The organism is Streptomyces sp. AC555_RSS877, assembly GCF_019049245.1.
Taxonomy (GTDB): Bacteria; Actinomycetota; Actinomycetes; order Streptomycetales; family Streptomycetaceae; genus Streptomyces.
Genome location: NZ_JAGMUK010000052.1, coordinates 15,163 through 29,174 on the forward strand (window position 1 = coordinate 15,163; position 14,012 = coordinate 29,174).

Here is a 14,012-nt window from a genome sequence, read left to right on the forward strand (position 1 = left end):
GGTCACCGGCACCGCATGGCCGACCGCGGCCGATCCGGGCGGCACCCACCCGCACGCCCCGGGGGAGCCGGTCGCGTCGCGGACCGGGACCTGGGACAGCCGGCCCACGACCCCGTCGACGCGGCCGCCGGGCCGTCCCCCCGGGCGCCACGTGGACGGCCGCGTCGGGGTCGGCCGCGAAGGACTGGAGGGCATACGAACTCCCCGGAGCGAAAACAGCGTTCAGACGCGGTCGACGACGGCCTGCGGTGGGACGGCGTACGGACCGGCGGTCTGCGGTACGAGGGCGTGCAGGTCGAGGCCCCGCGGATCGACGGCCGGCGGTGCGACGGCCTGCGGTGGGACGGCGTACGGACCGGCGGTCTGCGGTACGAGGGCGTGCAGGTCGAGGCCCCGCGGATCGACGGCCGGCGGTGCGACGGCCTGCGGTGGGACGGCGTACGGACCGGCGGCCTGCGGTACGAGGGCGTGCAGGTCAAGCCCCTGCGGATCGACGGCCGGCGGCACGCTGGCAAGTGGCGGGCGCCCGAGAGCCGCCGTCGCGGACGGCACGGGGTGGCGCTCCTCGAGCGGTACGACCGGCGGCAGGTCCGTCTCTCCCAGCACCACATGGCGTACGACCCGCTCGGCGGCGCGTCCGTCGTCGTACGGGCAGAACCGCTCCCGGAACGCCGACCGCAGCTGGGCGGAGCGCGAGCCGCGCCAGTGGCCGGTGGCGAAGATGTCGATCAGCTCGTCCTCGCTGCGCGCGACCGCGCCCGGCGCGAACGACCGCAGGTCGACGTAGGTGCCGCGGGCGGCCTCGTACGCCTCCCGGTCGTCCGCGAGGAGGACGATCGGCCGGTCGAGGTTGGCGTAGTCGAACATGATCGACGAGTAGTCGGTGACCAGCACGTCCGAGGCGAGGCAGAGCTGCTCGACGCTCGGGTGGTCGGTGACGTCGATGACCCGGTCCGCCGATCCGGCCGTCAGGGGTTCGCCGTAGGCGTGATGGGCGCGGGCCAGGACGACGTGACGGGGACCGAGAGTGCGCAGGACGCGCTCCAGGTCGAGGGCCGCGTGCTGGCTGCGGCGGTGGTCCCGGTGGGTCGGCGCGTACAGGATCGCGACCGAGCCCTCCGGGATGCCGAGGCTCTCCCGCAGCCGGGACACGTCCGCGGAGGTCGCCTGCTGGAAGACGTCGTTGCGGGGCTGGCCGTACTCGAGCGTGCGGTAGCGGCCGGGGAACACACGCTCCCAGGTCAGGGTCGAGTGGCGGTTGGCGGACAGGACGTGGTCCCAGGTGTCGACGCCCCGCAGGAGCTCCGCGAAGTCCGTGCCGCGGGCGGCCGCCGGGCGCTCCTGGAGGTCGAGGCCCATGTGCCCCAGCGGGGTGCCGTGCTGTGTCTGGAGGAGGATCTGGCCGGGGCGCTTGACCAGGCGGCGGTCGAAGTCGACGTTGCTGACCAGGTACTTGGAGCGGGCGAGGGCCGTCCAGTAGGCGGCCGTGCCGGGCCTGACGCGGCGGGTGGCGGACGGGATCGTGTGGTGGTGCTCGGGGCGGGCGACCCAGGACGTGCGGATGTGCGGGGCGTGGGTACGGAACGCGTTCTCCAGGGCGCCCGGATTGCAGCCGTGACCGCGGCTGTCGTACGCGGTGAAGACGGCGCGGTCGGCGCGCAGCGGGAGGCGGCGCTGGACGCGGTAGTGCAGCCGGAGCGCGCCGGAGCGCAGGGTCTTCAACAGACGGGTGAGGGCCTTGACGCTGCGGCGGCGCAGGGCCGATGCCCGTTGCAGGGTGCGGAACGTGCGGTGCAGGCCCAGCCGGACCAGGGCGTGCCGCAGTCGGGAGCGCAGCGGGACCGGGTGGCCGGGGGCGTGGTGGCGACGGCAGTGGGCGCGGGCCTGGCGCAGGAACTCGGCGCGCGCAGCGCGCGGCAGCCGCTCGCCGTGGGCGAAGACCGTCGTCAGGTGGTTGACCATGCGGCGGAACAACACCGGCCGCCAGCGCGCCAGTTCGGGTCGCTGCCCGACGTACGCGAAGACACGGTCGTACTGCTCGAAGAGGTCGAAGTGGCGGCGGCTGGTGGTACGGGTGATGCTGCCGCGCCGGCGCTGCCGGTAGTGGACGCAGACCCGGTCGAGGGTGGCGATCGACTCGGCGGCCATGAGGACCGGGTACGTCCAAGGGACGTCCTCGTAGAGGCCGGACGGGAACGTGAAGCCCTCGCGCTCGACGAACTCCCGGCGGTACGTCTTGTTCCACACGACCGTCAGCAGCTTGAGCAGGCCCGGGCGGTCCTCCAGGACGAAGGACGCAGGGCCGCGTTCGGTGAGCTGGATCGCGGCCTGGTTGCGGACGGTCCGGCCCGACCAGTCGACGCGCGCGTAGTCGTGGACCAGGACGTCCGGCTCGCCGGTCTCCTTCAGGCGGTCGGCGATCGCCCGCAGCGCGTGCGGGGTGAGGGTGTCGTCGCCGTCCAGGAAGAGCAGGTAGTCGCCGGTCGCCACGCGCAGCCCGGCGTTGCGGGCGGCGCCCAGGCCCTGGTTCCGCGGCAGCCGCACGGGCCGTACGCGAGGGTCACGGGCCGTGAACTCGTCGATGATCGCGCCGCAGGCGTCCGGCGAGCCGTCGTCGACCGCGATCAGTTCCAGATCCGCATACGACTGGGAGAGCACCGAATCCAGGCACTCGTGGAGGTAGGCCTGAACCTTGTACGCGGGGACGATGACACTGAACCTGGGCAAGGGGACATCCAAGGGTCGTCGCGGGCGTTCTGCCCGGGAACGGCCGAAGGGATGATTTGGTTACGAAGCGTTACGGCATGTGGGGGACGCTGGAGGGACGGCGGGGAGACGAAGGGGGCGGACCGGTGCGGCCCGCCCCCTGAACGTGACTGTCCGTGCTGCCTACTTGACCGCGCCCGCCATCACGCCCGACACGAACTGCCGCTGGAACGCGAAGAACACGGCCAGTGGGATCACCATGGAGATGAACGCGCCGGGTGCCAGGACGTCGATGTTGTTGCCGAACTGGCGGACCTGCGTCTGCAGCGCGACCGTGATCGGCTGGCTGCCGGAGTCGGAGAACACCAGCGCGATCAGCATGTCGTTCCACACCCACAGGAACTGGAAGATGCCCAGGCTCGCGATCGCCGGCGCACCCAGCGGCATCACGACCCGGGCGAACAGGCGCAGTTCACCCGCCCCGTCGAGCCGGGCGGCCTCCAGCAGTTCCCGGGGGATCTCCGCGAAGAAGTTCCGCAGCAGGAACACCGCGAAGGGCAGCCCGAAGCCGGTGTGGAACAGGACCACGCCGAAGATCGAGCCGAACAGGCCCAGCTTGCCGAAGAGTTCGGCGATCGGGATCAGCGCCACCTGCACCGGCACGACCAGCAGGCCGACCACGCCCAGGAACCACCAGTCGCGGCCCGGGAACTCCATCCACGCGAACGCGTAACCCGCGAGCGCGCCGACGACGACGACCAGGACCGTCGCCGGGACCGTGATCAGCACGGTGTTCACGAGCGAGTTGGTGATGTCGCTGTTCTGCAGGAGCTTGTCGTAGCTCTCGAAGGTGAGTTGGGACGGCTCGGCGAAGACGTTCCACCAGCCGTTGGCGGTCATCTCCTCCGGCGGGCGCAGCGAGGAGATCAGCAGGCCGATCGTCGGCACCAGCCAGAACAGGCCGACGATGATGAGGAACACGCGCATCAGACCACCGCTGACGCCCTCCACGAGGCGTGCGGCGAGGGACCGTTTGGCCTTCACGTTCTCGGCCGGCGCCGTTGTGCCGACCCTTTCCGTATGTGTGGTCATCGCCGCACCTCCCGCCTGAGCCTGCGGATGTTGAACCACATCACCGGGATGACGAGGAGGAGCAGGAACACCGAGATGGCGCTGGCGATGCCCGGCTGGTCCTCGGAGAAGCCCTTGCGGTACAGCTCCAGCGCGAGGACGTTCGCGTCGTCCTGCGAGGAGCCCGGGGCGATGATGAAGACCAGGTCGAAGATCTTCAGGACGTTGATCATCAGGGTGACGGCGACGACCGCGAGGACGGGCGCGAGCAGCGGGACCGTGACCCGCCGGAACACCTGCCACTCGTTCGCCCCGTCCACGCGGGCCGCTTCCAGGAGTTCACGGGGCATCCCCGCCAGCCCGGCCGCGATCAGGACCATCGCGAACCCCGCCCACATCCAGATGTACGACCCGATGATCGCGGGCGTGACCAGCGACGGGCCGAGCCAGTCCAGGCCGTTGTACGGCTCCGCGAAGTTGCTCGCGGGGAGCCTTAGTTGGGCCCCGTCGGCCTTCTCGGACAGGGTGAACGTGCCGTCGTCGGCGGCCTTCGTGGACTCCACGACCTTGCCGTCCTTGACGGCCTCGATCTTCATGCCGGGGTAGCCGACCTCGCTCGGGTCGGGCGCGCCGAGCGTGCCCACACCCTTGCCGCGGGTGAAGTCCTGCCAGGTCGTGCCGGTGATCTTCCCCGGCTCGGCCTGCGGCGCCACGGCCTCCTTCGCGTCGCCCGGCATCTGGTCGGGGGCGACGCCCACGAGGGGCAGCGTGACGGTGTCACCGGTGCGGACCGTCGCCTTGGTGACGAAGCTCCCCCCCTGCGCTATGAGCGGGGAATCGCGGCCCGGGTGCGCCTTCGGGAACGCGGACGCCTCGGCGAACGTGTCGTGCACGCCCACCCACACCGCGTTCGCCACGCCCTTGTCCGGATCCTGGTCGTAGACGAGACGGAAGATGATGCCCGCCGCCAGCATCGAGATCGCCATCGGCATGAAGACGACCAGCTTGAACGCCGTGCCCCAGCTCACCCGTTCGGTCAGCACCGCGAAGATCAGGCCGAGCGCGGTGGCGATCGTCGGGGCGAACACCACCCAGATGACGTTGTTCTTCAGGGCGGTGCGGATGCCGTCGTCGGTGAAGAGTGCCTCGTAGTTGTCGAATCCGGCGAAGCCGTTGCCGGACTGGTCGTAGAAGCTGCGGACGACCGAGTACCCGATCGGGTAGACCACGAGCGCGCCCAGCAGCACGAGAGCGGGCAGCAGGAACAGCGCGGCCACGCTCTTGCGGGTGCCGGTCACGCTCTTGCGCGACTTGGGAGCGGCAGGGGGCGGGGTGCCCCCTGCCGCATTGGCAGATGCCATCGCGTCAGCCGCCGTAGGCCGCCGCCGCGTCGGCCTCCAGTTTCCGCTGGGTGCCGGCGATGTCCGTCGGGTTCTTCAGGAAGTCCTGCAGCGCCTTCCACTCGCCCTTGCCGGGCGTGCCGCCGAAGGCCTGCGGGGCCTGGTCGGACATGTCGAAGCGGAAGTCGTCACCGGCCGCAATCAGCGCCTTGGCCATCCTCTGCTGCACCGCGTTCGGATACGCCGAGTCCGGCACGTTCTTGTTCGGCGAGAGGTAGCCGCCGAGCTTCGCCTGGACGGTCGCCGCGTCCGGGGAGGCGAGGAAGGTGGCCAGCGCCTGCGCCGCCTCGGAGTCCTTCAGGATCACCGCCGCGTCACCGCCGGAGACCACGGGCGCGATGTCGCCCACCGCCGGGAACGGGAACACCTTCGCGTCGGTGCCGACCTTCGCACCGGCCTGGACGATGTTGACCTGCGAGAAGTCGCCCTCGTAGACCATGCCCGCCTTGGGCTGGTCACCGCCGGTGAAGACCTGCGTCACCGAGGCCGGGAAGTCCGTCTGCAGTGCGCCGGTCGCGCCGCCCGCGACGTAGTCCTTCTTGCCCCAGACCTGCGCCAGCGTGGTCAGCGCGTCCTTCACGGACGGGTCCGTCCACTTGATCTCGTGCTTGGCGAGCTGGTCGTACTTCTCCGGGCCCGCCTGGGAGAGATAGACGTTCTCGAACCAGTCGGTCAGGGTCCAGCCGTCCGCGCCACCGACCGAGAACGGCGTGACGCCGGAGTCGTAGACCGTCTGCGCGGTGGTCAGGAGCTCGTCCCAGGTCTTGGGCTCGGTGGCTCCCGCGTTCTCGAAGACCTGGGCGTTGTACCAGATCAGCGATTTGTTGGCGGCCTTGTAGTAGACGCCGTACTGCTTGCCGTCGACCTTGCCGATGTCCTGCCAGCCCTGGGAGTAGTTCTTCTGCAGTTCCTTCAGGCCCTCGGCACCGATGGGCTTGGCCCACTTCTTGTCGACGGCCTGCTTGATGGCGCCCGGCTGCGGGAGCATCGCGACGTCCGGCGGCTGGCCGCCCGCGATCTTCGAGCCGAGGAAGTTGACGATCGGGTCCTGGGCGGGCACGAAGGTCACCTTGGCGCCCGTCCGCTTCTCGAACTCCGAAAGTACCTTCTTGAAGTTGGCCTGCTCGGCACCGGTCCAGACGGCGGCCACCTCCAGGCTCTGCCCGTCCAGCTTGGGAAGGGTGACGCCGGTGCCGGTCTCCTGGGCAGTCGTGTCGCTGCCGCTGCTCTTGTCGTCGTCGCTGCCGCAGGCGGTGAGCGAGAGTGCGAGCGCTCCCGCCAGGAGGGTCGCTGCGGCTTTCGCGGCCCTGTTGTTCCGGTTCGTACTGCTCGTGCTACGCATCACTGCCCCGTTCTTCGTGCCTCATCGAACGTTCGAGCGCTGTCCCGTGGATCTGGTCTACGCCTGACGGGTTGGGGGCGGCAAGAGCGCATCGCGTGTCAAGCCGGGGATCGTGACCCCCTCGTGACCAGGTGCGGGCGGTTGTGGCTCGCGTCCGCTGGGAGCGGCTGCCCCCAGACCCCGCTATCGGTCGGAACGGCCTCGCCCTCAAGCGCCGGAAGGGCTGAAATGTGCCGAACCGGCGCTACAGGAGTGACGGCACCGCGGTCGCCGCGACCTCTCGTGCCGCCCGCTCCAGCGCACTGGCCAGCAGCGCCAGGTCCGTCGGGCCGTTGCCCAGTTCACGCACCGGGCGCCGGGTCGGCGGGTCGCCCATCCGGTCCCACTCCAGGGGCACGACCGTCGGCCGGAGGGTCGCCGTACGCGGGATGCGGCCCGTGACGCGGCCTCCCTGGAACGGGGTGACCCGGCCGTCCGACCAGGTCAGGCGGCCACGCCCGGGGGCCGGTTCGTCGGGACCCGGGGTCGGGGTGTCCAGCGTGACGCGGAGGGTGGCCAGGCGTGCCGGATCCGACTGGACCGTACGGCCGCCGCTGCCGGCCGCTGCCACCAGGTGGACCCCGAGCCGCTCGCCCTCGCGGGCCACGGCCTCCAGGGCGCGTATCACCGAACCCGCCGCAGGCCTGCCCGGTGAGCCCAGCGCGGGAGAGACCAGCGCGTCCAGGTCGTCGACGACCACGACGAGGCGGGGCAGCGGCACCACGGCCTCCGCCTGCCGCCGGGCGGCCGCCGGACGCAGCCGGATCGTGGAGCTGGAGGAGGCGTCCAGGTCTCCGTTGTGCTCCCCGGCGCCGGACACGCCACGGGCCTGCGCCGTCCGCTGGGCGACTATGCGGCCCGACACCTCGCGTCCGGTGTGCCACTCGGCGAAGTCCAACCGCCCGAGCAGCTCCGCGCGCCGCTTCAGCTCGGCGCTCAGCGACTGGGCGAACTCGCGCATGCGCACGGGGTCGTTGGCGGTGAGGTGGGTGGTGACATGGGGTACGTCCGTGCACACCCGCAGGCCCTCGCCGTGTCCGCCGGTGTCCGTGCCCACACTGTCCCGGCCGTCGATCAGCACCACGCTCAGCCGGTCGGGCCGCTCGGCGGCGGCCAGCGAGGCGACGACGGCCCGCAGCAGCTCCGTACGTCCGCTGCCCGACGGTCCCTCGATCAGCAGGTGCGGGCCCTCCAGGGAGAGGTCCACGCAGACCGGGCCGCGCGGTCCGGCCCCGAGCACGGCCCAGGCCCGTCCGCCGAGCGACTCCGTGTCGTCGGCCGCGTCCGCCCAGCGGGCCATCAGCGACGCCGGGGTGGCCCGGGCCAGCCCCAGCTCGTCCAGCAGCCTGGCCGCCTGGGGCAGCGGCGCCGACACGCGCGCGTGCCGCTCACCGGCGGTGCCCTCCGCCCGCAACGGTGCCAGCGCCCGCGCGAACCGCTCGGCCCAGGCGAGCGAGACGGCGTCCACGGCGGCGACCGTGCCATGGCCCACCGGGCCGACGGGGGCGGAGGAGGAGGCAGGGGTGGAGGCGGAGGTGGAGGCAGCGGTGGTACCGGCGGGCGTGGAACCGTCCGTCGTGGCCCGCGCCACCCGCATCAGCCGCAGGGCCGTCGCCACGTCGCCGCTGAGCAGCGCCACGGCGCCGCACTCGCGGAACGCCGGTGCCGCCGCGCAGGCCGCCTCGTACGTCTCCGTGACCGGCGACGCGGGCGACGCGGGTGCCGTCTCGGCGAGGCACACGACGTGTATGCCCGCCCGCGGCCCCTCCAGCGTCAGCCGCGCCACCGCCTCGCGGACGGCGGCGCCACCGGGATCGCCGTCCACGACGACCACGGTGTACGGCCCGGGGAAGCCGCCCGTGTCCTGGTCCGCGGTGTCCTCGTCCCGGGCCCAGGAAGGGCGCCGGTTCGCAGCGCGGGACGGCTGCGGGCGGTCGCCGGAGCCCTTCACCTCGAAGTCGGCGCCCTGCACGTCACCGCCGTTGCCGTTGCCGTTGTCTCCGGCTCCGGTGGTGTCCGCCCGCCGGTCGGTGTGCGCATGCGCCGGCCTGCGTCCCGGGGCCGACTCCGTCAGCTGGTCCAGGTGGTCCTCCAGGCGGCGGAGGAGTTCGTCGGTGCGGACCTTGGCCTGTTCGCGGTCGTAGGCGAGGAGGAGACGGCAGTCCTGGCCGTGTCCCGGGCGCAGATGCGGGAGCCAGCCCAGCCAGGACCACTCGGCGGTGCGCTCCGCCACCGGGCGGGAGCGGTCCGCACTGATCAGGACGATTTCCAGGGCGTCGGGGGAGTGCAGCGCGGCGAGCTGGGCGACGACCGCGCGGGCCAGCCCGGCGAGCCGCTCGCGCGGTCCGGCCAGCCCCAGCGCCCCGGCCTCGCGCAGATCGGCGGTCACCGGCACGGCGGGCAGCAGGCCCGAGCCGTCGGGCGCCGCCCGGTCCGCCGTACCGAGCCGCACCGTGAGTGCTTCGGGGTGGCCCGGTCCGCGCTCCCACAGCCGAGGCCCGGGGCCCAGCGCCGTCAGCAGCAGCGCCGCCGGGTCCGGCCAGGTCTCGGGGGCCTGGGCGGGCGGGGCCAGGGGTGCCGTCTGCGCTGCGGCGGAGACGCTGTCCTCGGTCTCGTCGTACGTTCCGCGTCCGGCCGGTTCCTGTTCGCCACGCCCGCCGGTCAGTCGCCGCGCCCACGCCGAGAGCCCGCCGCGTTTACGCAGGCCGGGCGGTACGTCGGTCCCCCTGAGCGGGGTTCCTTTGCGGCGGTCCGCGCCGGCGCCGGGGGAGGTGGCGGCAGCGGGGTCCGTCCCGGCGTCCGCCTCGCCGGGGCCGGGGCCCTGGCCGTCTCCCCGGGGGTACCGGGTGTCGTCGCTCACGTGGGTGCCGTGCTCGGCGGCCCCGGACGGGCCCGTGGGAGTCCGTCCGCCGTATCCGGCCATCGTGCCGGAGGTGCCGCCCGCCGTACCGGCCCCGAACCGCCCGGCGTGGGTGGTCCCGCTGTCGCCGGAGCCGTCCCGGGGGACGGCGCCCGTCCGGCCGTAGGGCCCAGCCACCCCGGTCTCGATGCGCGGCGCCCCGCCCTGGCCAGGAACGACGGGCGGAGGTTCGACCGGGCTGTGGTCCTGTGCGCCGGGGGCGCCGGCCGAGGCACCCCAGCCGGCCGAGCCGTACCGGTGATGCGTCCTGCCGGAGGGGCCGGACGGGCCTGAGGGGACGGGTGCGCCGTCGGACCCGGGCGCCTGGGCGGGGCCGTCCCCGGCACCGCCGCCGGTGGGCACCCGCACCTGCCCCTCCCCGTCGGGAGTCGTCCGCACCCGCGCTCCCGGGCCGCCGGCCGGGGCCAGCCGCAGGGCCGACTCGCCGATCCGCAGCAGCGCACCGGGGGTGAAGCGGACCGGGCGGGCACTCACGCGGGTGCCGTCGAGCGAGGTGCCGTTCGTGGAGTCGAGGTCGGCGACCGACACGCGGCCGTCGGGGCCGACGGTCACGGCGCAGTGCAGGCGGGAGACGTCCGGGTCGTCGAGCGGGACGTCGGCGTCGGCGGAGCGGCCGATGTGGATCTGCCCGCCGTGCAGGAGATGGACTCCGCCCGCGTCCGGGCCCGCGACCACGTGGAGCTGGGTCGGCGCGTCGTCCAGCTCGGGATGCGCCTCCGGTTCCCCGGGGGCGCCCAGGGACAGCACGGCGCCGTCGATCAGCGGGGGCTCGCCCAGGGTGCACCGCTGGGCGTCGAGCCGCTCCGCACCGGCGTACAGCACGACCGGGCCGCCGCCGGCCTCCCGGCTCCGCTCCAGCGGCGCTCCCGCGTCCGCGGGGACCGCCGAGGCGAGCGCCGACGCCACCGCGGCCAGAGCCGTGCCCGCGGGCGCGGTGACCAGCACGTCGCAGCTCGCGGCGCGGCCCTGGGCGCGGTCGGGCGGGCCCAGCGGGTCTACGACGGTCAGCCGGATCTGCATCGCCGTCAGCGGTCCCTTCTGCGCGGGCACCCGGGACGAGGTCGAAGCCCTCCGCGGTCCCACGCCACGGACTTCCCCCACCACCACGAGCACGTCGGCCAGTACTGGAGGCATCCTCGCACCTGCCACTGACAACACGCCCGCCGCCCGGCATCAAATGATCTTGATTGGTCGGCTCTGCCCGCAAAAGTGCCTGACCAGTACCCGACCCGTGACCACTTGAGATCGCTCAGGCGCGGCTGTGGCAACCAACGGGATCGAGTCGAGCGTCTTTCCTTCGAACGGGTACGGGAACCGCTACGTAAGACGCACAGAAGGACGACACCGCTTTGCTCCGGACCACAGCACTACAGTGGGTCGGAACACCCATAGCACGCCGGACACCGGTGTAGGTGCCAGGTAAGCAAGCAGGTAAGCCAGCAACAGGGAGCGCATGACGTGCGGCCGGTAGGCAGCAAGTACTTCCTCGAGGAGCCGCTCGGACGCGGCGCCACGGGGACCGTCTGGCGAGCCCGCCAGCGCGAGACCGCGGGTGCCGAGGCGGCCGTGCAGGGCCAGCCCGGCGAGACCGTCGCGATCAAGGTCCTCAAGGAGGAACTCGCGAGCGATCCCGACATCGTGATGCGGTTCCTGCGGGAGCGCTCCGTCCTGCTCCGCCTGACGCACCCGAACATCGTGCGGGTGCGCGACCTGGTCGTCGAAGGTGATCTGCTCGCCCTGGTCATGGACCTCGTCGAGGGCCCCGACCTGCACCGCTACCTGCGCGAGAACGGCCCCCTCACTCCCGTCGGCGCCGCCCTGCTCACCGCCCAGATCGCCGACGCGCTCGCCGCCAGCCACGCCGACGGCGTCGTCCACCGCGACCTGAAGCCCGCGAACGTCCTGCTCAAGCAGTACGACGGCCAGATGCACCCGATGCTGACCGACTTCGGCATCGCGCGCCTCGCCGACTCGCCCGGCCTCACCCGCACCCACGAGTTCGTCGGCACGCCCGCGTACATCGCGCCCGAGTCCGCCGAGGGCCGCCCGCAGACCTCCGCCGTCGACATCTACGGCGCCGGCATCCTGATGTACGAGCTGGTCACCGGCCGTCCCCCGTTCGGCGGAGGCTCGGCCCTCGAAGTCCTGCACCAGCACCTCAGTGCCGAACCGCGCCGCCCGTCCACGGTCCCCGACCCGCTCTGGACGGTCATCGAGCGCTGCCTGCGCAAGAGCCCCGGCGAGCGCCCCAGCGCCGTGAACCTCGCGCGCGCCCTGCGCACCGTCGCCGAGGGCATCGGCGTGCACGCGAACTCCGCGCAGATCGCCGCCGCGGAGGCGGTCGGCGTGCTGCTGGCACCCGACCCGGCCCCGGCGGCCGTCCCGGGCGCGCCCGGCGCCGCCGACCCGACACAGGTGATGCAGCACGGCGCGGGCGGCTACGACCCGAACGCCTACGACCCGAACGCCGCGACCAGCGTCATGCCGCACACCGGCGGCCCCGGTGGCCCCGGGGCACCTGTGGGTGCCGCCGACCCCACCGCCGTCATGCCGCACCACCAGCCGGGCGGGCAGCAGGGCCAGCAGCCTGGCCGGCCCGAGGACCCGCATCCCTGGCAGAACCAGCTGCGCGCCGCCCGCGACCGCAACGAGCAGACGCAGGTCCAGTACCTCGATCCCAGCCAGGACCCGCTGCGCCGCCGTCCCCAGCGGCAGGCCGCCCGGCCGCAGCAGGAGCCGCCGCGCCCCCAGCAGCAGCGGCCCCCGCAGCCCGGCGGCTACGGCAACCCGCAGCAGCCGCAGCCGCAGCAGTACCCCCAGCAGCAGCCCCAGCGCCGGCAACAACGCCGTCAGCAGCCGGAGCCGCAGCGGTACGCGCCGCCCCCGCAGCAGGAGCCCCAGCGTCCCGCGCGCGAGCCCCGTGCGCCGCGGCAGCGCAGCGCCAACCCGATGAAGATCCCCGGGCTCGGCTGCCTCAAGGGGTGCCTGTTCACGATCGTCATCCTGTTCGTCGCGGGCTGGCTGGTCTGGGAGCTGAGCCCGCTGCAGGAGTGGATCGGCACGGGCAAGAGCTACTGGCAGCAGATCGGAGACATGTTCGACACGGTTTCCGGGTGGATCGGGGACCTGAGCGGGAGCTCCTCCGGCCAGTAGCAGCCCTCGAACCGGAGTGACTGAGGGGATTTGTCGACACCCAGCGGGTGATTTCCGTCTCCGCGGTGAAGGTTGGCTCTTCCGGCGCGTAGCTTTATCGGCAACACGCGTCTGTAGGAGCAGCCTTGGCACGGAAGATCGGCAGCCGGTACACCGCCCACCAGATCCTCGGGCGGGGCAGCGCCGGCACGGTGTGGCTGGGCGAGGGACCCGAGGGTCCCGTCGCCGTCAAGCTGCTGCGCGAGGACCTCGCGTCCGACCAGGAACTCGTCGGACGCTTCGTGCAGGAGCGCACGGCCCTGCTCGGCCTGGAGCATCCCCACGTGGTGTCCGTGCGCGACCTGGTCGTCGACGGCAACGACCTCGCGCTGGTCATGGACCTCGTCCGGGGCACCGACCTGCGTACCCGGCTCGACCGGGAGAAGCGGCTCGCGCCCGAGGCGGCCGTCGCGATCGTCGCGGACGTCGCGGACGGGCTGGCGGCGGCGCACAAGGCCGGGGTCGTCCACCGGGACGTCAAGCCGGAGAACATGCTCCTGGACATGCAGGGCCCGCTGGGCCCCGGCGGATCCCATCCGGCGCTGCTGACGGACTTCGGCGTGGCCAAGCTCATCGACTCGCCGCGCCGGACCCGAGCCACGAAGATCATCGGCACGCCGGACTACCTGGCACCGGAGATAGTGGAAGGCCTGCCGCCGAGAGCCTCGGTGGACATCTACGCACTGGCCACGGTCCTGTACGAGCTGCTGGCGGGCTTCACGCCGTTCGGCGGGGGGCACCCCGGTGCCGTCCTGCGCCGCCACGTCACGGAGACGGTCGTCCCCCTCCCTGGTATCCCGGACGAGCTCTGGCAGCTGATCGTGCAGTGCCTGGCCAAGGCGCCGGCCTCCCGGCTGCGGGCCTCCGAGCTGGGCGCGCGGCTGCGGGAGCTGCTGCCGATGCTGGCGGGCATGCCGCCGCTGGACGTGGACGAGCCTGACACCGAGTCCGAGGAGGAGCAGGGCGAGGACCCGCCCTCGGACGAGCCGGCGTCGCCGACGCCGGTACGGCGGCGGGGCGCGGTGCCGCTGGTACCGGGCGCGAAGCCGGCCGACTCCAACCGGGACACGCATACGTCGATGCGGGTGCCCGCGCCGGACGAGCTGGCCGGGGGCGCGCGGGGCACCGCCCGTGCGCCACGGGCCGCGGGCGCCCCCCGACCCGGTTCCGCCCGGCACCGGGCGGCCACCCGGCGGCGGCGTGTCGTGCTGGGCGTCGCCGCGGTGGTCCTGGTCGCCGCGGCCGGCGTCGGCACCTGGGCGGCCACCTCGGGCGACCCCGGCACGCCCCAGGACGGCCGGAACTCGTCCCCGGCGACACCCTGACGCCCAGGGGGCTCCGC

7 protein-coding genes are annotated in these 14,012 nt (G+C 73.1%); 2 read left to right on the forward strand and 5 right to left on the reverse strand.

The features are described 5' to 3' along the window. Window positions 1-222: 222 nt before the first annotated feature. From KUM49_RS22060 to KUM49_RS22080, 5 genes are all read right to left on the reverse strand, one after another. The gene (locus KUM49_RS22060; protein ID WP_217238626.1) at window positions 223-2,727 is read right to left on the reverse strand and encodes a bifunctional glycosyltransferase family 2 protein/CDP-glycerol:glycerophosphate glycerophosphotransferase; all 2,505 of its coding nucleotides are present in this window, start codon (window positions 2,725-2,727) and stop codon (window positions 223-225) included. A 162-nt stretch (window positions 2,728-2,889) separates the two neighbouring features. Next, window positions 2,890-3,798, reverse strand: a complete 909-nt coding sequence (locus tag KUM49_RS22065; protein WP_217238627.1) for a carbohydrate ABC transporter permease — start codon at window positions 3,796-3,798, stop codon at window positions 2,890-2,892. After that, entirely contained in the window at window positions 3,795-5,138 is a 1,344-nt protein-coding gene (locus tag KUM49_RS22070) for a carbohydrate ABC transporter permease (RefSeq protein ID WP_217238628.1), read from the reverse strand. The genes KUM49_RS22065 and KUM49_RS22070 overlap by 4 nt, the downstream gene beginning before the upstream one ends. Window positions 5,139-5,142: 4 nt before the next feature. Further along, entirely contained in the window at window positions 5,143-6,519 is a 1,377-nt protein-coding gene (locus KUM49_RS22075) for an ABC transporter substrate-binding protein (RefSeq protein WP_217238629.1), read from the reverse strand. A 244-nt stretch (window positions 6,520-6,763) separates the two neighbouring features. After that, window positions 6,764-10,498, reverse strand: a complete 3,735-nt coding sequence (locus tag KUM49_RS22080; protein ID WP_217238761.1) for an FHA domain-containing protein — start codon at window positions 10,496-10,498, stop codon at window positions 6,764-6,766. A 438-nt stretch (window positions 10,499-10,936) separates the two neighbouring features. Here KUM49_RS22080 and KUM49_RS22085 point away from each other — a divergent pair, with 438 nt between their 5' ends. Together KUM49_RS22085 and KUM49_RS22090 are read left to right on the forward strand one after the other, a co-directional pair. Continuing rightward, window positions 10,937-12,631, forward strand: coding sequence for a serine/threonine-protein kinase (locus KUM49_RS22085; protein ID WP_217238630.1), 1,695 nt, complete (start codon window positions 10,937-10,939; stop codon window positions 12,629-12,631). Between the two features lie 125 nt (window positions 12,632-12,756). Next, a complete protein-coding gene (locus KUM49_RS22090) occupies window positions 12,757-13,995 on the forward strand; it encodes a serine/threonine-protein kinase (protein WP_217238631.1) in 1,239 nt (412 codons plus the stop codon). The last annotated feature ends 17 nt before the right edge of the window (window positions 13,996-14,012 follow it).

Coding starts and splice junctions, on each gene's coding strand:
- KUM49_RS22065 (WP_217238627.1), bottom strand. CDS start 3,798: ATGACCACACATACGGAAAGGGTCGGCACAACGGCGCCGGCCGAGAAC.
- KUM49_RS22070 (WP_217238628.1), bottom strand. CDS start 5,138: ATGGCATCTGCCAATGCGGCAGGGGGCACCCCGCCCCCTGCCGCTCCC.
- KUM49_RS22075 (WP_217238629.1), bottom strand. CDS start 6,519: ATGCGTAGCACGAGCAGTACGAACCGGAACAACAGGGCCGCGAAAGCC.
- KUM49_RS22080 (WP_217238761.1), bottom strand. CDS start 10,498: ATGCAGATCCGGCTGACCGTCGTAGACCCGCTGGGCCCGCCCGACCGC.